The sequence below is a fragment of the Chryseobacterium indologenes genome, from assembly GCF_018362995.1.
Taxonomy (GTDB): Bacteria; Bacteroidota; Bacteroidia; order Flavobacteriales; family Weeksellaceae; genus Chryseobacterium; species Chryseobacterium indologenes_G.
In genome coordinates, this window is sequence record NZ_CP074372.1 from 3,645,396 (window position 1) to 3,665,245 (window position 19,850).

At 39.7% G+C, this 19,850-nt stretch carries 11 protein-coding genes; 7 read left to right on the plus strand and 4 right to left on the minus strand.

What is annotated here, in order from left to right:
• Nucleotides 1-52: 52 nt before the first annotated feature.
• The 7 genes from DYR29_RS16530 (at nucleotide 53) to DYR29_RS16560 (ending at nucleotide 12,287) form a co-directional block, all read left to right on the plus strand.
• Nucleotides 53-2,284: a GH92 family glycosyl hydrolase gene (locus DYR29_RS16530; protein ID WP_213277731.1), complete on the plus strand. Its 2,232-nt coding sequence runs from the start codon at nucleotides 53-55 to the stop codon at nucleotides 2,282-2,284.
• Nucleotides 2,285-2,315: 31 nt separating this feature from the next.
• Entirely contained in the window at nucleotides 2,316-3,743 is a 1,428-nt protein-coding gene (locus tag DYR29_RS16535; protein ID WP_213277732.1) for a glycoside hydrolase family 125 protein, read from the plus strand.
• A gap of 108 nt (nucleotides 3,744-3,851) precedes the next feature.
• Entirely contained in the window at nucleotides 3,852-6,005 is a 2,154-nt protein-coding gene (locus tag DYR29_RS16540) for an endo-beta-N-acetylglucosaminidase H (RefSeq protein WP_213277733.1), read from the plus strand.
• A gap of 56 nt (nucleotides 6,006-6,061) precedes the next feature.
• Entirely contained in the window at nucleotides 6,062-8,470 is a 2,409-nt protein-coding gene (locus DYR29_RS16545; protein WP_213277734.1) for an endo-beta-N-acetylglucosaminidase H, read from the plus strand.
• A gap of 130 nt (nucleotides 8,471-8,600) precedes the next feature.
• The gene (locus DYR29_RS16550; RefSeq protein WP_213277735.1) at nucleotides 8,601-9,461 is read left to right on the plus strand and encodes an ROK family protein; all 861 of its coding nucleotides are present in this window, start codon (nucleotides 8,601-8,603) and stop codon (nucleotides 9,459-9,461) included.
• A 21-nt stretch (nucleotides 9,462-9,482) separates the two neighbouring features.
• Entirely contained in the window at nucleotides 9,483-11,765 is a 2,283-nt protein-coding gene (locus DYR29_RS16555) for a GH92 family glycosyl hydrolase (RefSeq protein ID WP_213277736.1), read from the plus strand.
• A gap of 24 nt (nucleotides 11,766-11,789) precedes the next feature.
• Entirely contained in the window at nucleotides 11,790-12,287 is a 498-nt protein-coding gene (locus DYR29_RS16560) for a phosphoheptose isomerase (RefSeq protein ID WP_213277737.1), read from the plus strand.
• Nucleotides 12,288-12,381: 94 nt separating this feature from the next.
• Here the strand turns inward: DYR29_RS16560 and DYR29_RS16565 are convergent, their stop codons facing one another.
• From DYR29_RS16565 to DYR29_RS16580, 4 genes are read right to left on the minus strand one after another with little or no spacing between them, the layout of a single operon-like run.
• Complete coding sequence (locus tag DYR29_RS16565; RefSeq protein WP_213277738.1) at nucleotides 12,382-13,734, minus strand: sugar porter family MFS transporter; 1,353 nt, start codon at nucleotides 13,732-13,734, stop codon at nucleotides 12,382-12,384.
• A 5-nt stretch (nucleotides 13,735-13,739) separates the two neighbouring features.
• Nucleotides 13,740-15,494, minus strand: coding sequence for a class I mannose-6-phosphate isomerase (locus DYR29_RS16570; RefSeq protein WP_213277739.1), 1,755 nt, complete (start codon nucleotides 15,492-15,494; stop codon nucleotides 13,740-13,742).
• A gap of 11 nt (nucleotides 15,495-15,505) precedes the next feature.
• A complete protein-coding gene (locus DYR29_RS16575; protein ID WP_213277740.1) occupies nucleotides 15,506-16,444 on the minus strand; it encodes an ROK family protein in 939 nt (312 codons plus the stop codon).
• Between the two features lie 54 nt (nucleotides 16,445-16,498).
• Entirely contained in the window at nucleotides 16,499-19,825 is a 3,327-nt protein-coding gene (locus DYR29_RS16580; RefSeq protein ID WP_213277741.1) for a glycoside hydrolase family 38 C-terminal domain-containing protein, read from the minus strand.
• Between the last annotated feature and the right edge of the window lie 25 nt (nucleotides 19,826-19,850).

The following is a 19,850-nucleotide window of genomic DNA, read 5'->3' on the forward strand; positions in this document are numbered from 1 at the left end:
CCTATTTTTAAACCAACTTTTAAACAAAAAAATCTCCGATACCTCTCTTATCATGAAAAAAGAACTGCTTATCTGCTTTTTTACAACCCTGATTTCTGTAGCGAATGCCCAGCAAAATAAAAATGATGTTTTATCCTGGGTAGACCCTTTCATAGGAACAGGAGGTCATGGACATACCTTTCCAGGGGCGACTACGCCATTTGGAATGATACAGCTGAGTCCGGATCAGAATACGAAAAGCGGCGACTGGGATTGGTGTTCCGGATACCACTACAGCAGTAAAACGATCATGGGATTCAGTCATAACCATCTTAGTGGAACGGGTTGGGCAGACCTTGGAGATATTCTGGTAATGCCAACGGTAGGACAAGTAAAAATGGTTCCGGGATCAGAAGATCAACCGGAAACTGGTTACCGTTCAAAATTTACACACGATAAAGAAGTGGCATCTCCGGGATATTATTCCGTAATGTTGGACAGCTATGGAATTAAAGCTGAGCTGACCGCTTCCCCAAGAGTAGGATTTCATAAATATACTTTCCCGAAAAGTGATGAATCTAACATCATTATTGATCCTACCAATAAAATCTTCGGAAATATCTACCATACTTTAGTGAGTGTGGAAGGCAATAATAAAATCAAAGGGTACTGCTACAGCAATGGCTGGGGAGGTAAACGGTTTGCTTACTTCGTGATGGAGTTTTCCAAACCGTTTAAGTCTTACGGCGTGTATGCTGACGGAAAAATCAAAAATGATGAAAAAATTGCCCTTGCCAAAGATGCTAAAGCATTCGTAAGATTCTCCACAGAAGACCAGGAAAGCATTGAAGTAAAAGTATCTTTATCTCCGGTGAGTACAGAAAACGCACAGGAAAATTTCGATACCGAAGCAACAAATATTGATTTTGCAAAAGCGAAAGAAACAGCTCAAAAAACCTGGAGAGACCTTATCGGAAGATTCCAGGTGACAGGAGGAACAGACAGTCAGAGAAAAATTTTCTACACAGGCGTTTACCATACATTCATTGCTCCAAACCTTTATATGGATGTGAATGGAGATTATGTTGCCGCTCAGGAAAATATGAATACAAAATGGTTCACGAACTACAGTACTTATTCATACTGGGACGGATTCAGAGCAACACACCCGCTTTTGACCATTATGGATCAGAAACATACAAAAGAATTTGCCAATTCCTTAATCAGCAGATATACAGACCGTAAAGATCATATGCCCATCTGGGAACTTTGCGGATATGATAACTTCTGTATGTTAGGCTATCATAGTGCTTCAGTAATTTGGGATGCCATTTCCAAAGGAGTTCCGGGTATTGATGGAGAAAAAGCATTTGCAGCAATGAAAGATGCTTCTTTAACAGACAAAATGAGCAGCAGTGACGGAGGCGGAGGTCTTAATGATTATATCAAGTTAGGCTATACACCATCAGAAAACGGTGCTTCAGTTTCTGCAACATTAGAATATTCATATGATGACTGGTGTATCCAGCAGCTTGCAGAAAAATTAGGGAAAAAAGAGGAAGCAGAAGTGTATAAAAAACGTTCTATGAACTTCCTGAATACCTTCAATAAAGAAAATAATCACTTCTGGCCAAGACAAAAAGACGGGAAATTCTTAGCGGATTTCAAGCTTAATGATTGGAAAAAACTCCAGCCACACTGGGTTTCCGGAAATATCTGGGCCTATGATTTCTTTGTTCCGCATCAGATTGATGAAATGATGAATCTGTATGGAGGGAAAAAAGGATTTGAAGAAAAACTGGATAAGACCTTTACAGAAGCGCTTCATATGGAAGGAGAACAGCATGTAGATATCTCAGGATTTATCGGGTCTTTAGGATTTGGAGATGAACCTGGACATCATGTTCCATACCTGTACAACTATGCAGGAAGTCCTTACAAGACTCAGAAAATGGTAAAATTTATCCGTGACAATATGTATGCGGCAAAACCGGACGGAATAGTAAACAACGAAGATTGCGGTCAAATGTCTGCCTGGTATATTTTCTCATCATTAGGATTCTATCCTGTGACGCCAGGAAAGCCAGTTTATACTATCGGAGCTCCACAATTTCCGAAAGCTTCATTAAAACTAGAGAATGGAAAAACTTTTACCGTGATCGCTGACAAGATATCCGACAAGAATATCTACGTTCAGAAAATGTTCCTGAACGGAAAAGAATATAAAAGCTGGGAGTTGAATCACAGTGATATCATGAACGGTGGCGAACTAAGATTCGTAATGGGAAGCAAACCGGTAAAATAAGACTCATAAAATAAACGAAACAAAAGTATCAATGGAAAGGAGAAATTTTATTAAAACAAGTGCACTGGCAGGAGCCGGATTGCTGTTTACTCAAAATGTTTTTGCTAAAAATTTAGTGCTGGATGATTTTCCTGTTGTCCGTGTCCCTAAAGAGAAAAGACATTTTACCAGCGAATCCGTAGAAAATGCTATCGCTGCTTTTAAAAAGAAAGTTAAAAACAAAGAACTCGGCTGGCTCTTTGAAAACAGCTTCCCGAATACATTAGATACTACCGTTTTCTATAGTGAAACCAATGGAACGCCGGATACTTACGTCATCACAGGAGATATTGATGCGATGTGGCTTCGTGACAGTTCCGCACAGGTTTTCCCTTATCTGCAGTTCTCTAAAAAAGATGAAAAGCTGCACAAACTGATCTCAGGGGTGATTCATAAGCAGACGACTTTCATCCTGAAAGATCCTTATGCAAACGCTTTCTATAACGATGACCAGAAGATCAGTAAATGGAAAGAATATGATCATACCGATATGAAACCGGGAACCCATGAAAGAAAATGGGAAATAGACTCTCTGTGTTACCCTATCCGTCTGGCATATCACTTCTGGAAAACAACCGGAGATACAAAACCTTTCGACGCTAACTGGCTGAAAGGAATTAAACTTACCCTGCAGACTTTCACAGAACAGCAAAGAAAAAATGATCTGGGACCTTACAAATTCGAGCGTACAACAGCGTGGGCAACAGATGGAATTCCTATGGGAGGATATGGTTATCCGACAAAACCGGTAGGCCTTATCAGCTCTATGTTCCGTCCAAGTGACGATGCTACTATTTATGGATTCCTGATTCCGTCTAACTTATTTGCCGTAGTAAGCTTACGTCAGGCAGCGGAAATGGTTTCTCAGATTAAAAATGAAAAAACGTTGGCTCAACAGCTGAACAGCCTTGCTGATGAGGTAGATGCAGCCATCAAAAAATACGGAATTTACAATCATCCTGAATTTGGAAAAATCTATGCTTTTGAAGTAAATGGCTTTGGAAGCTACAACCTGATGGATGATGCGAACTGTCCAAGCTTGCTGGGACTGCCTTATCTGGATGCGGTGAAAGCTGACGACCCTGTATATTTAAATACAAGAAAATTTGTGTGGTCAGAAAATAATCCGTTCTTCTTCAAAGGTAAACTGGCAGAAGGTATAGGAGGTCCACATATCGGACTTGACATGATCTGGCCAATGAGTATCATCATGAAGGCCCTCACTACGAAGGACAAAAGTGAGATCAGATGGTGTATTGATACTCTACAGAAAACGCACGGCGGGACAGGCTTTATGCATGAATCCTTCCATAAAGACGATGCCAAAAAATTCACCAGAGAATGGTTTGCATGGGCGAATACATTATTCGGTGAGTTGTTATGGAAAACCTTTAATGAAAACCCTGAGCTACTGACATAGCCCTCCTTTTTATATGGCTTATTCATCTGAGATACTTTCATGAAAAGAAGGGATCAGGGAAAAGCTATATAAAATTCAGACACCAAAGCACCTTAAAAAAATTATACAATGAAAAAAAAATCCATCCTTACCGCACTGATTGCCATGATGCTTCAGTCAGGTTCTCTGATCAACGCACAACAGCTTAATCCTACAGGAATTTGCTATGTGGAAGTGAATAACAACAACCTCCTGAATGCGGGAGCGTACAAACTGCAGACATCGAACAGCTATCTGTTCAATGTGGTGAATATTTTTGCGGCTAATATTAATTATGACACCAGCCGTGGAAGAGCTTATCTGTATTCCAATAATAATGTCACGAAAGTGCTTACCAATGCGGATACTTACATAAAGCCACTTCAGCAGAAAGGAATGAAAGTAGTCCTGACTATTTTAGGAAATCATCAGGGAGCAGGAATCTGTAATTTTCCTACCCGCGAAGCAGCAAAAGACTTTGCATTACAGCTTGCCAATACAGTGAATACCTACGGTCTTGATGGAATTGATTTTGATGACGAATACTCTGAATATGGAAATAACGGAACTGGGCAGCCTAACGACAGCTCTTTTGTAATGCTTGTTCAGGAGCTCAGAGCATTATTGCCGAATAAGATTATTTCATTCTATTATTATGGTCCTGCTGCTTCAAGACTTTCATGGAACGGGACAAGAGTTGGAGATAATGTTAATTACAGTTGGAATGCAATGTACGGAACATTCTCCGCTCCTAATGTACCTCCTCTTACCAAAGCACAAATCTCTCCAGCCGCTGTATGGATGGGAAATACTTCCAATTCTACAACAACCAGCCTGGCCACTCAGACTAAGAACGGTGGTTACGGAGTATTTATGTGGTATGATCTTCACGGAACTAATGAAACATCACAACTTTCAGCAGGAACTCAAACATTATACGGAGAGCCGACCGTTTTAAGCGGTACTTTACAGTCATGGACACAAGGCACAAACTGTGATGCACCTATCGGACTGTACACAAGCAATCTTACCGGAACAAGTGCAAAACTGAACTGGTCAGCCGTAGGAACCAATACCTATGATATTGATTATAAGCCGGCTTCTTCAACAACATGGACGAACGCCGTATCTGCAACGAGCGCTACTTCTGTAACTGTTTCAGGCTTAACAGCCAATACAGAATACGATTGGAGAATCAGAACCAACTGCAGCGTGAAAAGCGCTTATATGTTTGCATCAAGATTTACCAGTACTTCAGGAACAACCCCTACAGGTTCTTATGCATTATCTCTGGATGGAAGCACTGAATCAGGGGCTGCCGGAAGTATGAACTTGAGCGGTTCTGCATTATCTTTTGAAGGCTGGATCAAACCTTCGTCCTTCAAGTCTGCTTCTCCTTATATTTCTTCTATCATGGGAACTGAAGTAAGTGATAGTAATTCCGCATTCTTACGATTAGGAGATGCCAGCCTGGCCAATAATAAGCTTCAGTTTGTAGTAAGTATTAATAATGTTCAGCAAAAACTGGCTTCTGCAACCGCTTTGAATGCCAATACCTGGTATCATGTTGCCGCAACATATGACGGTGCCAATATGAAATTGTATATCAACGGTGTTCTGGATGCAACTAAAGCACAAACCGGAAGTGTAAATTCAACCGGAGCATTCAACGTAGGCTATCTATACAATACTTCCCGAAATTTCAATGGCAAAATAGATGAAGTAAGAGTTTGGAAACGTGCATTGAGTCAAACGGAGATCAGTCAGAATATGTGTAATGTATCAGTTCCGGCTACATCATTGGCAGCTTATTGGAAGTTTAACGAAGGAAGTGGTTCTACTGTTCAGGATACATCAGGAAACGGAGTGACTTTAACCTTAACAGGTGTTGATGCTTCCAATTGGGGAACAGATCTGCCATGTGCAACAGGAAGTTCACTATTGGCAAGAAATGCATCGAGTCAAAAAGCAATAAACGCAGGACAGACCAACATTAAAAATCAAATCAAATTGTATCCGAATCCGGTAAGCAAATCTTCATCACTTACAGTTTCAGTTCCGGATGAATACAGCAAAGGAAAATTAACGGTTTATGATTTTAATGGAAGAATCGTTGACACAAAATCACTGAATTCCGGAGATAATCAAATTGAATTGACAAGACTTTCAGCAGGAAGCTATATCGTTCAGTTTGAATCTCATGATGGAAGTTTAAAACAATCCGAAAAACTAATTGTAAAATAACAAAACCAGTCATTGGGCTTCGGCCCAATGATTTTTCTACTACAAATTAATATACTATGAGAAAAAAATCCTTTTTTATTCCCTTAATGGCCCTCATGCTTCAGACTGCCCCGTTGCTCAAAGCACAGCAGCTTGATCCTTTGGGAGTCTGCTATGTGGAAGTGAACAACAATAATATGCTGAATGCAGGTTCTTATACTTTGCAGAATACCAACAGACAGCTTTTTGACGTTGCTATTATTTTTGCCGCCAACATCAACTATGATGTTTCTAAAAACCGTGCTTATATCTCCAACAATAATAACGTTACTAAAGTCCTGAATGATGTCAATACCTATGTAAAACCTTTACAGCAAAAAGGAATAAAAGTACTTCTGGATCTTTTAGGAAACCATCAGGGAGCGGGGATTTCTAATTTTCCTAACCGTGAGGCGGCAAAAGATTTCGCTTTACAGGTAGCTCACACTGTTTATACTTACGGTCTGGATGGGGTAGACCTTGATGATGAATATGCAGGATATGGAAATAACGGAACAGGACAGCCTAATAACAGCTCTTTTGTCATGCTTTTGCAGGAATTGAAAGCAGCAATGCCGGATAAACTGATTACATTCTATTATTACGGACCCGCTACCACAAGACAAACTTATAATGGAGACTTAGCAGGAAATTATATCGATTACACCTGGAATGCGATGTACAGTACATACAATGCTCCTGTAGTTCCCCCTCTTAATAAATCCAAAATCTCAGCAGCTGCTACATGGATTCAAAACTCGAATCCAAGCTCAACTTCTGCAACGACATTGGCAAACTTAGCGACCAGCACGAAAAATGACCAATACGGCGTTTTCATGTGGTATGACCTGGCAGGAACCAATGTTGCCAGCTATCTGAGTACAGGTTCCAATATCCTTTACAACGAAAATACGCTCTTAAGCGGTCAGTTATATTCATGGTCTCAGGGGCAAACCTGTGATCCGCCATTGGGACTGGATGTTTCCAATGTGACAGGAACTTCAGCAAAACTGAACTGGACTTCCAACGCATCCCAATCTTACAAAATTGATTACAAACCAGCCAATTCAACGGTATGGACGAATGTGGCCAATAATTATTCAGGAAATAATATTGTAATCAATAACCTTACGCTGAATACAGACTACGACTGGAGAATACAGTCCAACTGCTCACCGACATTAACAAGTACTTATATTTTTGCACCAAGGTTTAACTCCGGAAGTGGCTGCACTACGCCGTCAGGATTAATTTCCGGAAGTTTCCTTGGTAATACAACACAGCTGTCATGGGATGCAGGAAATGCAACTTCATATACATTACAGTATAAAACTGCTGCTGCCACAACATGGTCTGAAATCCCGAATATTACCACGAATTCCTATTCATTACAGAACCTGACACCTAATACAAATTATGTATGGAAAGTGCAGGCAGGATGTGCTGGAGGAACTACAAGTACCTATTCAGGAGAAGGATCATTCAACAGCGGTTTTGCTCCTGTTACAAGTCCTGGTGCAAGATCTCTTTCTTTCAACGGAAGCTCTCACTATCTGAATGCAGGTCAATTTAACCTGAGTGGAAATGCGATGACATTTGAAGGATGGGTAAAAGTAAATGCTTTCAAAACAGGATTCCCTTATATTTCATCAGTAATGGGTATTGAAGTGGGAGATAATAACTCGGCAATGCTTCGTTTCGGAGATGGAAACCTGGCCAATAACAAACTTCAGTTTATATTGAGTTTCGGTTCATCTCAGGTGAAGCTTAACAGTAATACAGCATTTAATACCAATACATGGTACCATATTGCAGCCACTTATGACGGTGCAGCAATGAAGATTTATGTCAATGGAAACCTGGATGCAAGTTCAGCAGTGACGGGTAATTTCAATGCCAACGGTATTCTTTATCTGGGTAGAAATTATGATAATTCCCGTACAATCAATGGATTCCTGGATGAATTCAGAGTTTGGAAAAGAGCCTTAACTCCTCAGGAAATAGTAAGCAATAACTGTAATGTTCCTGCCAACTCCACAGGGCTTGAAGCCAACTGGAAAATGGATGAAGGAAGTGGTAATGGTGCCTTAGATGCTACAGCCAACACTCATTTTGCAACCCTGATCAATATGACAGATGCCAACTGGAGAACAGACGTTGCCTGCGCTTCATCTCTTGCCGTGAAAGATATTGAATCTGTTAAGGAGAACAGCGCAGTCTATCCGAATCCTGTGAAAAGAGGAAATGATATTCACTTTGCTATCAGCGATAACTCAGCAACTGAAGTGGCATTGTATGATACTTCAGGAAAATTGTTCAAAAAACAGAGTATTAATCAAAATAATAACGCAGTCAATACACAGGATTTAATCAGTGGTACTTATATTTACAAAATTACATCCTCAAACAGTAAAGTACTATCGACTGGTAAAGTGATTGTAAAGTAAGATTCAGATAATGAAATAGTTATCAGAATTAATAATATAAAGTCTGAAATACAAAGCAGACAGACAGGTTGTGTATTCCTGTTTGTCTGTTTTTTCAGTCAAAGGATGTTTGAATTTAAAATAATAAATAATGCAGAATATAGTAGGAATAGATATCGGAGGATCGCATATCACGCTGGCTCAGGTAGACCCGGAAAAACGTGAAATCATTTCATCCACTTATGTAAGAGAACACGTAGATGCTTTTGAAAACAAAGAAGTTATTTTCTCCGCATGGGTTTCGGCCATTCATAAAGCGGCCCATGATCTGGTAAAAGAAGATCTTTTAATTGGGATTGCAATGCCGGGGCCTTTCGATTATGAAAATGGAATATCACTGATGCAGCAGGGGAAATTCATCGATATCTATCAGGTAAATATCAAAGAAGAGCTGGCCAAAAGATTGTCTGTTTCTCAGGCACAGATTCATTTTGTAAATGATGCGGCAGCTTTCATGGAAGGTGAGGTATTCGGAGGATGTGCTCAGGGATTCAATAAAATTTTTGGTGTGACACTCGGTACAGGATTGGGAACAACCTTCTTCAATGGAGAATTTGCTACCGATGAAGACTTATGGGATTCTCCTTTTAAAAACTCTATCAGTGAAGATTATCTGGCAACACGATGGTTCGTGAATCGTTATAAAGAACTCACCGGAGAAGAAATTTCAGGGACTAAAGAATTGTTGGATAAACCAGCGGAAATACAAACCCAAATATTTGATGAATATGCAGATTCTTTCTCTGAATTTATTGTGAAATATGTAGACCATTACAAACCGGAAGTTTTAGTTATAGGAGGTAATATTGCCAAAGCTTATCCTTATTTTGAACAAAGATTTATTCAGAATTTAACAAAGAATAATATTAACTTGCAGGTTAAAATTTCTGCCATATTTGAAGATGCAGCCATTCTTGGAGCGGCCAGCTATGCATTAAAAAAGCTTATATAAATTAACAAACGAAACGATACAATGAAGTTTATATTTTCTACCTGCTTCCTGTTATTACAGGCCTGGGCCTTTGGTCAGAATGTATCTCCCGTAGATTATGTGAATCCTTTAATGGGAACGCAGTCCAAGCCTTCCTTATCCAACGGAAATACCTATCCGGCAGTCGGACTTCCCTGGGGAATGAATATCTGGACACCGCAGACCGGTAAAATGGGCGATGGATGGGCTTATACCTACGATGCAGATAAAATAAAAGGATTTAAACAAACGCATCAGCCTTCTCCGTGGATGAATGATTACGGCGCATTTGCCATCATGCCGGGAGTAGGGAAAGTGAAATTTAAAGAAGACGAAAGAGCAAGTTGGTTCAGCCACAAAGCTGAGGTTACAACTCCTTATTTCTATAGTGTATACCTTGCGGACATCAATGTAACTACAGAATTTACACCTACAGAAAGAGCTTCCTATTTTAAATTTGATTTTCCGAAAACAGACAGCGCTTACATCGTTGTAGATGCATTGAACAAAGGTTCTTACATCAAAATTTTACCTAAAGAAAGAAAAATCATTGGGTATACCACAAAATATTCTACCGGGAAATATGATAATTTTAAAAACTATTTCGTGGTTCAGTTTGATAAAGATTTTGAACTCACAAAAACCTGGAAAGATGATAAACTGGTTAATGACCAATTAGAAATTACCAGCGATCATACAGGAGCTGTCGTAGGTTTTAAACTTAAAAATAAAGAAACGGTTTATGCAAAAGTAGCCTCTTCATTCATTAGCTTTGAACAGGCAGAACTGAATCTGAAAAGAGAAATAGGGACCAGAAACTTTGAACAGGTAAAAACCGATGCTAAAAATATCTGGAACAAAACATTAGGCAAAATAGACGTAAAAGGAGGAACAGATCAGCAGATGAGAACCTTTTACTCCTCTTTATACAGAACTTTATTCTTCCCGCAGAAACTATATGAAGTGGATGCTCAGAATAAAATAAAACACTGGAGTCCCTACAACGGTAAAATTGTTGATGGAAAAATGTTTGCAGGAACCGGTTTCTGGGATACTTTCCGTGCTTTGTACCCTTTCCTGAATCTTGTTTACCCAAGCATTAATGTAGAAATGCAGGAAGGATTGGCTAATGCTTACAAGGAAGGTGGATTTTTACCGGAGTGGAGCAGTCCTGGATATTCTGATATCATGATAGGAAACAATTCTGCATCAGTTGTAGCAGATGCTTATATCAAAGGACTTCGCGGATACGATACGGAAGCTCTTTGGCAGGCCGTAAAACACGGAGCCAATAACGAAGGTCCTATAGAAGCAGTAGGCCGTGCAGGAGTAAAGTATTATAATGAATTGGGTTATGTGCCTTACGATGTAAAAATAAATGAAAATGCGGCAAGAACATTAGAATATGCTTATGACGACTTTTCAATTTATAAGTTAGGAAAAGCATTGGGGAAACCCACTTCAGAAATTGATATTTATAAGAAAAGAGCTTATAATTATAAAAATGTCTTTGACAAGGAAACAGGTTTGATGCGTGGTAAAAATAAAGACGGGAACTTCCAGAAACCTTTCAATCCTTTCAAATGGGGAGATGCGTTTACGGAAGGAAACAGCTGGCATTATACATGGTCTGTTTTCCAGGATATTGACGGTCTCGCAGAATTGATGGGTGGAAAAAAGAAATTTGAAGCCAAACTCGATGAGGTTTTCTCATTGCCACCGGTTTTTGATGACAGCTATTATGGAGGTGTTATCCATGAGATCAGAGAAATGCAGATCATGAATATGGGTCAGTATGCCCACGGAAACCAGCCTATTCAGCACATGATCTATCTGTATAATTATGCAGGAGCGCCTTACAAAACACAATATTGGGCAAGACAGGTAATGAATAAACTGTATCATGCAACTCCTGATGGATATTGCGGTGACGAAGATAACGGACAGACTTCTGCATGGTATATTTTCTCAGCCCTTGGGTTTTATCCCGTAACGCCGGCAACAGATCAGTATGTGTTGGGAGCACCATTATTTAAAGAAGCAACCATTTATCTTGAAAATGGTAAGAAAATTGAAATAAATGCTCCGGAAAATAATTCCGAAAATCTATATGTAAAATCACTGAATGTAAACCAACAGCCTTATTCCAAAAACTGGTTAAGTCATAAAGAGTTGATGAAAGGAGCTGTGTTAGACTTTAAAATGGATAACAAACCAAATAAAGAAAGAGGTTCACAGGAAAAAGATTTTCCATATTCAATGTCAAAAGAAGAATCAAATAAATAATTTTTAATTTAAAAATATAGCTGTATGAGTACAGAAAAAAAAGAAATATTCGATAGAGTAGAAAGCATTTTGCAGACACAAGGTTTTAACATTGCAGCTAAAGACGATACAAGACCATGGGGTGGTTTCTTTGTCATTGATGAAACACAGGCTCAGGATTTTGCCAATCAGTATTTTGATGGGATTGATGTAGAAAACTTGAGAATAGGAGGGAAGCTAAGCCCAAAAATTCTTATCGTGGCTCCTGAAGCAAGATTAAGCTGGCAGTATCACCACAGAAGAGCCGAAATCTGGCAGGTAGTGGAAGGAACTGTAGGAATCAAAAGAAGCAATACCGATGAAGAAGGAGAATTAGGAGAATATGGACCAAAAGATCAGGTAAAACTTCAGCAGGGAGAAAGACACAGATTAATCGGTCTTACAGGCTGGGGTATCGTTGCAGAAATCTGGCAGCACACCGATGCATCCAATCCTTCCGATGAAGATGATATCGTAAGAGTACAGGATGATTTTGGAAGATAATCCGGAATAAGCAGATATTACAAATCCCATTTTAGTAAGTCATAGGGCTCTAAAATGGGATTTTTTTATTGAAATGGAAATAAGATAATAGTACTTAATTTTTCCAGGTTTTTTCTATCTCTTCCAGTGTTTTTCCTTTGGTTTCCGGAACCATTTTCCAGATAAAGAGAAAAGTAATCACAGCGACAAGCATATAAATCCAGAATGTATAAGCATTCCCGATAGATCCTATAAGGACGGGAAAGGTTTGAGATACCAGAAATACCGCCAGCCAAAGAAAGAAAGTAGCCACAGACATTGCCGTAGCACGGGCTTTTGTAGGGAAAATCTCAGCAATAACAACAAATGTCAAAGGCCCCAATGACATAGCAAAGCAGGCAATATAACCCAGAATTGCGATGAGTACCAGATATCCCTGCTGTTGGGTATAAAAGGCAAAACCTACAATAAACAGGCAGATAGCCATCCCGGAAATTCCCAACAGAAGAAGTTTTTTCCGGCCCCAGAGATCTACATATTTTATAGCAACAAAAGTAAAGATCAGGTTAATAACCCCCACCAGAATAGTCTGTATAAAAGCAGAATCTGATCCTACACCAGTTGATTTGAAAATTTCAGGAGCATAATACATAATCGCATTGATTCCCGTAATCTGTGAAAATACAGCGAGTAAAATTCCAATAATAAGAGCCCGTTTTAATTGGGGTTCTTTTATCTCGGAAAAAGAAAAAGGAGTTTTGTCTTTCAGGGATTCACTGATAGATTCCAGTTCCTTTTGAGCCACATGGGTTCCATTGATCTGTGTAAGAATAGCTAATGCTTCATCGTTTCGTTTTTGCTTTGCCAGCCAGCGAGGGCTTTCAGGTACAGTAAGTAGTAGCAGAATAAAGATTATTGAAGGAATAACTCCTGATCCGAACATCCAGCGCCATCCTGTAGAAACATTCCAGCTCTCACCATGAATACCTGCGATATAAGCATTCACAAAATAAATAACAAGAATACCTGTCACAATTCCCAGCTGAAAGATGGATATCAATCGCCCCCGAATTGCTGCTGGCGCCATTTCTGAAATATACATCGGAGAGAGCATTGAAGCAATCCCGATTCCCATGCCACCAATAATCCGGAATATAACAAAAATCCAGAGGTTAGGAGCTAATGCTGTACCTACAGAAGAAATGATGAATAAAATGGCAGAAAGCATTAATACTCTTTTCCTTCCCACCTGATCACTGAGTTTTCCGGAATACATGGCCCCGATGATACAGCCCAGCAAAGCACAGGAAGCTACCCAGCCAGTCATCACATCAGAAAGCTGGTAATAAATCTTCATAAAACCAATGGCTCCTGAGATCACAGCAGTATCATAGCCGAACAATAAACCACCCACAGAAGCCACCAGAGTCGATTTATAAATAATATTTGAAGAGGTGTTTGTTGACATACCGTTTATTTTAAAACTTTACCTGCAATCATTTCCGTACGGACACCGGCTTTTATCGTAGCACATTCCTTACCTGTACTTTCACCATGAGGAGTAATGGTATAAGCTCCTACATGAGCCGGAACAATAAAGGTTTCGGCATAATGAATAATATAAGGCTCAAAACTGTTATCCGGACTCTCAATAATTGCTTCACGGCCTTCCACAAGATTCAGAACATTTACAACACCTTCTGTGTGATGATGAACTTTTTGGGTAAACCAATGTCTCCGGGTTTCAATAAATGACCATGCATCCAGTCCGGTACGTTCTTCCCGCCATCCTTCTCCTTCAGCAATCAGTTCTGTGAGGTTAAGAATATGATCCTGAGTCCATGAAGCAGTACGATCCCATTGGATTACGTTTTTGCCATGGTCAAGGGAAATCGGTCTTGGCTTACCATCCAGTCCCATTCTTCCCCAATCCCAGAGTTTAAATGTAAAAATATAAGGAGTTGCACTTATTTCCAACACTACAGAATTAGCCCCTGAGCAATGTATGGTTCCTGCTGGTATTGATACATGATCATGTTTGCGGACGGGCCATTTTTGTACATATTCCTCAGCATCAAAAATGAGATGATCATTTTGAACCGCAGTAAGCGCTTTCATCATAAGATCGGGATTTACATTTTCTTTCAGGCCAAGATATACAAAAGCATTGTCTCCGGCATCCAACATATAATAGCTTTCGTCCTGGGTATAAGACATTCCGAACTTTTCTTTGATGTATTCTTTCAATGGATGTACCTGTAAGCTTAAATTTCCACCTTCCATGGTATCCAGAAAATCAAAACGGATTGGAAATTCATCCCCAAATCCTTCATAGACTTCTTTTCCAAGTAAAGCATCCGGCTGGAAAAATACAAGATTGATCGATGGAATTTCCACAACCTGATCTCCAAATTCTAATAACAAACTGTTTTCTTCCGGTACACAATCGAAGCCCCATGCATAATTGGGTGCGTTTCTGTCCAGATCACAGACTTCTTTCAGCCATTGTCCGCCCCATGGCCCCGGATCAAAGAAAGGAACCACTCTGAAAGGCTGTTTCACGGTCTGCTGAAGAGCTTCAAACAGCGCATCAGTACTGATCATTTTAGGCTGATGAGGAATGGTGGTATCCAAAACAAAATGACAGATTCTCAGAATTCTTTTTTTATAACGGTCACAGACGCGCCAGTCTACAAAATAGGCATGTTTGTACTGGTAAGAAAAAGCATCCGTATAATTAGTTCTGCCCAGATTACAGGCCGTATTGTTTCGGAAGCGCATCTGTATCTCCCATCTCGGCATATCAGCATAAATGATAAGATCAGGCTGGCTGGTAATCAAAGTTGCTCCTGGGCCTATAACTACTGTAAAGCCCTTGTTATCATCAATCTTTTGTTGAATTTCCAATACTTTTGAAGCATCAAAATAATCTTCAAGTTCTAACGGAGCCATATAACCGAATACAGGATCATCTGTAACATATTCCTGTACCATTGCCGCAATATCTTTTTCAGGTTTCATTGCTTCTGAAGTATCAATGATCAATCCGGGGTTTAAGAATTCCTGCACTGAGCTGATGATCTCTTTGAGAAAAACACCGGGATAGCATTCAATGGCAATTATTTTATGGGTATTTTTTTTAATTTCTCTGAAAATACCTTCCCAGCCTGTTATGCAGGTATGGTTTTGTATTTTAATGACAGGAAACTTATTGAAATTTGATTTCATTCTGATTTTTATTAATGATTGACAAGATGTGCGATCCCCAGCAAAGCTGCAGTACCGGGAAATGCGCCTTCTTCGATATTTACATTTCCCCAGGGAGTCCAGGCGTGAGTATCTATATATTGTTTGATATAAGGAATAATCTGTGAACTGCTGGCCATAATTCCGCCCGTCAGTACAAGGACTTCCGGATCATAGGAATGGATGAGGTTAATGGCAGCTGCTGACCATGCCTGTAAACTTTGGTCTCGTAGATGCAAAGCCATAGTGTCACCTTCTTCAGCGAGTCTGAAAACAAGTTCGTAATCAATAACGGGAGATGCAGACAGCTTACTTTTGGTAAAATCTTTATCTGATCTTGCCATTGCCGGAAGATTCCATGTAGAAGCTTCAGTTTCTACACAGCCTTTATTTCCACAGTTGCATGAATCTCCTTTATAATTAATTACAGAATGCCCACCCAATATGCCGGCTGTGAAATGCTTACCCTTAAGCAATTGCCCCTCCATGACGGCAGCGCTTCCAACACCTGTTCCTAATGTCATTAAAACAATATTCTCATAATTTTTGGCATTTCCATATTTCCATTCTCCCAGTAATGCAGAACGGGCATCATTTTCTATAGCAAAAGGCAGATCAAATGTCTTTGAACACCATTCTTTCAGATCGATATCAGGAGCATCTCCGAATTTTTTATCAATAGAAAGAATTTTTTTCTGAACACTGTCTACAATCCCCGGAGAAGCTATCCCCAGTCCTGCAATATCTGCGGTGGAAAGTCCAAGTTGATGTAACATGTTTTCCACTGTTTCCTGTATGAAAGGAAGTCTGTGCCGGAGACCTTTACCGGAATGAGCATCAATGGATGCAGAATATAGGATTGTATCATCTTGTATGATTCCTGTTTTAATTCTGGTACCACCCATGTCTATAGCAATTACTGGCTTTGACATCTGCTTTTGGTTTAAATGTTTTAAATAATATAATCTTTGATTTAAAATCAAAAACTAAAGAACTATTCTGATTTCTATTACATCCATTCCGGATAAACTAATTTTTTCGTCAGGAGATAATACTTTCCCGCTTTTAAGCTCAATAATCTTTGAAGGTTTCAGTTGTTCCCATACAAAAGCAGTTGTTTGCTCATTTTCAGAAGGGTTGTAAAGTCTGATAAGGAAACTCTTATCTTCCTGCGGGGTAACACTTGTTACAACAATATTATCATTATTCATACGGAAAAGACTTTTTCCGGCAGGTGTTTTTTCTTTGACAGGAATGGCAATAAGAGGCTGTGTAAAAGCAGTGGCGGACTTTTCATTTTCTACAGCGTCGAAAGCAGCATGAGGACGTAGTGTATAGCGATAATGCACAGGGCCTTCCTGATCTGCTTTATAGTTGGTATGCCAGTAGTTATTCATCGCATAGCTGAACCAGTTTGTCGTTCCCAGGGTTCCCTGATCTTTCCATTTTTTGTGGCTATTGTCAATTGTCATTCTTTCATCAATCATTTCTGCTGCCTCAATCAATGGTGTTTCCAGCATCATCCACTGCATTCCCTTTTGTCCGGAAGAGGCATCTACCCATCGGCGGCTGTACCAGTAATCCATATTCGAGCCGGGAAGCTGATCTTTAAGATATTTCATTGTTCCATAACCAGCATCTATTGTAATATTTTTAAAATCTGCATTGAAAGGAAAGCCAAAATGTACAGATTCTTTTGTACGGACAGGGTTTTTATCTATAATATTTTCCAGCGCTACTTCGTCACTTCCGGCTGTCAGCGTAATGATTCTTTCTAATTTTTTAGCTCCGGGAGCTTCTGATGTAATTGAAACTTTAGCGATCACAGGACCATTTTCCAATACTTTTACCATTACGTTGGCATTTGATACTGCTTCTTTCGGGTCAGATCCCGGTACGTACCAATAACTGTTTAATCCCTGATCATTGAAGCTTCCTGCATAATTTGTTGAATTGTTATCTGCAAAGCGGGTAATACTGCCTGTTTTAGGATCCCATGTCAAAGACACTTTTCCATTGGAGACTCCGGTATCTGTAACGGTAAAAGAATTTGGAGTTATCACCTTATTTTTAATGACAGTATAGATAGCAGATCCTAATGCAGGAATATCTTTAGCAAAAAATACCATTGTTCCGTTCTGCAATTTCTGAAGAGGTATTTTATTTCCTACAATATCCTGAACAGCATTTCCCCAAGCTATTTCCGGAATTGTGACCATACCGCTTCTTGCCCATGATGAGGTGTTGAAAACGGCAATTGTTTTAGAAGAAAAATCAGTGAGAGGCTGCAACAGTTCTTTTTCCAATTTTTCAGAAAGAGAATTTCCATCAAGAGAAAACTGTCTTTTCACTTTCCACTGATCTGCCACGAACGGAATATCAGGAGCCGTAATACTGTTGAAAGCTCCCCATGTATGCTCATGGAACAGAATCACATTTCTCCAGGCTTCATAAAAACTCTGATGATTATATTGAGCAGGGTTCAGCATAGCATAAAGTGTAGTAAGCTGCTGCAGTTTCAGGCTGCTGTTCCGGTTGATACCTTCTTCTTTTGCAGTGGACATTGCACCATCTTCCCAATAAGGACTGATGTCACCTTTTACTACAGGGATCTGATCACCATATTTCTTTTCAAATACTTCAAACATCTTTTCATTCGTGCTTAAGATGATCTTAGGCGAAGTATATTTTTTATTCCATTCATCTACAAATCTGGAAACCGAAGGATCTATCGGGCCATTGTCTGCTACAATATTATAGCGCCACTGTACCATATCATACGGATAGTTATTTTGAGTAAGATCATTCAGATACTCAGCAATTTTTTTCTGTCCGGTCTCAAATACAGCTCCCGGATGTACTCCGTGCCATGAAGAATATCCTCTTCCCGCCGTCCAGAATAGTATTTTTTCTTTTCCGGAAGGAGACTGCCACCATACAGGTTTATCACCCCAGTTTTTCACAAAATTTCCTACGCGATCTCCCAGATAAGGATTCGTTTTTCCTAAATAATTAGGTCCGCTGGAAAAATATTTTACTCCGGATGATGTTAAAGCAGGAACTAATGCCCAGGCAAATCCAGGTACATCAGACATCATTGCACTGTTGATCTTTAAGCCAAATTCCTTTTCAAGTTTTTGAGCATATTCTGTGTAGTGGAAAAGTTCTTCCGGCTGGCTTAGCCCTGTTAAAATATTTCCGTACATGGCAGAAAGACCGATTCCACCTTCCTTTACAGCTTTTACAAATGATTTTTTATCTTCTGCAGTCGCATTTTTCATGAAATTTTCCACATCCCAAAGCGCTTCAACATTCCATTTGAAACGGGCTTCTTCCGGAAGGTTTTTGGTTTCTTCAACCATTCTGATGGCATCGTAGATATTTTGGGTATGAATTTTTTCTACCTCGGCCTGCAGATGAGAATATCCCACATCAGTATGAGAATGATGAATAAAATAGAGCGTGCGCGGAACAACTTTTCCGGCTTCAATATTTTTCCGGAAAAGTTCCTTTTTTCCTGAGGTTACTAACAATTGTACTGAACCTCCTTCCGATGACAGGGTAACTGGGATATCAAACGTTTTGATTCCATCCGGCATGGTGAAGGAATGGATGTCTTTACCGTTGATCGTTGCCGTTATCTTTTGATCCGGACCAAAATGTAAAGTGGTAAGAGTGATCAGCCGCTTTCCGTCTTTCAGGATAAAAGGAGTGGAAGCAGCGTCTATTTTTTCTTCAAAAGTAAATTTATAGGTCATAAACCAGTCCCGGCTGTTCTGAGCCTGACCAACCAGTTTTAAACGGAGTGGTTTTCCCGGAGTTATTTTACTGACCGGAACGCGTAAGTAGGCAATTCCATAAGAATCTTTCAGACCATCCACTTTAGTTTGGTGAAATACAAAAGCAGTACTGTCAGCAGCCTTTGATATCCAATCCGGACGTTGATTGGCAGGGTAGGTGTTGAGGGTTAATGCTTTCTGATCATTGATGTACAGATCAAAATTTCGGATTCCTCCGCTGGTTCCCGATGAATGTGATACCAACCAGTTAAAATATATATAAGGACCGGTATTCTTTTGCGGTACAGGGGCCGTTTCCCATTCTATCGTTTTGGCGCCATCTGTGGTACGGGTAAGAAGTGCACGGGTAGCATGATCTGGAAAAGCAGAGAAATAATCAATGTTTTCACCTGTTATTTCACGGTTATATCCGTTAATGACCTCTACATTGCCAAAATAGGGCACTTTTTTCTGACCAGTTGCAATATTGCTTATCAGGAAAGATACAAGCAAAAGAAAATACCTGTTATACATAAGCTTAGTTTTTATAATTATATGT

What these genes read in the sequence shown, in the direction of transcription:
- DYR29_RS16560 (WP_213277737.1), top strand. Translation starts at nt 11,790, where the DNA reads ATGAGTACAGAAAAAAAAGAAATATTCGATAGAGTAGAAAGCATTTTG.
- DYR29_RS16580 (WP_213277741.1), bottom strand. Translation starts at nt 19,825, where the DNA reads ATGTATAACAGGTATTTTCTTTTGCTTGTATCTTTCCTGATAAGCAAT.
- DYR29_RS16550 (WP_213277735.1), top strand. Translation starts at nt 8,601, where the DNA reads ATGCAGAATATAGTAGGAATAGATATCGGAGGATCGCATATCACGCTG.
- DYR29_RS16530 (WP_213277731.1), top strand. Translation starts at nt 53, where the DNA reads ATGAAAAAAGAACTGCTTATCTGCTTTTTTACAACCCTGATTTCTGTA.
- DYR29_RS16535 (WP_213277732.1), top strand. Translation starts at nt 2,316, where the DNA reads ATGGAAAGGAGAAATTTTATTAAAACAAGTGCACTGGCAGGAGCCGGA.
- DYR29_RS16565 (WP_213277738.1), bottom strand. Translation starts at nt 13,734, where the DNA reads ATGTCAACAAACACCTCTTCAAATATTATTTATAAATCGACTCTGGTG.
- DYR29_RS16540 (WP_213277733.1), top strand. Translation starts at nt 3,852, where the DNA reads ATGAAAAAAAAATCCATCCTTACCGCACTGATTGCCATGATGCTTCAG.
- DYR29_RS16555 (WP_213277736.1), top strand. Translation starts at nt 9,483, where the DNA reads ATGAAGTTTATATTTTCTACCTGCTTCCTGTTATTACAGGCCTGGGCC.
- DYR29_RS16575 (WP_213277740.1), bottom strand. Translation starts at nt 16,444, where the DNA reads ATGTCAAAGCCAGTAATTGCTATAGACATGGGTGGTACCAGAATTAAA.
- DYR29_RS16545 (WP_213277734.1), top strand. Translation starts at nt 6,062, where the DNA reads ATGAGAAAAAAATCCTTTTTTATTCCCTTAATGGCCCTCATGCTTCAG.
- DYR29_RS16570 (WP_213277739.1), bottom strand. Translation starts at nt 15,494, where the DNA reads ATGAAATCAAATTTCAATAAGTTTCCTGTCATTAAAATACAAAACCAT.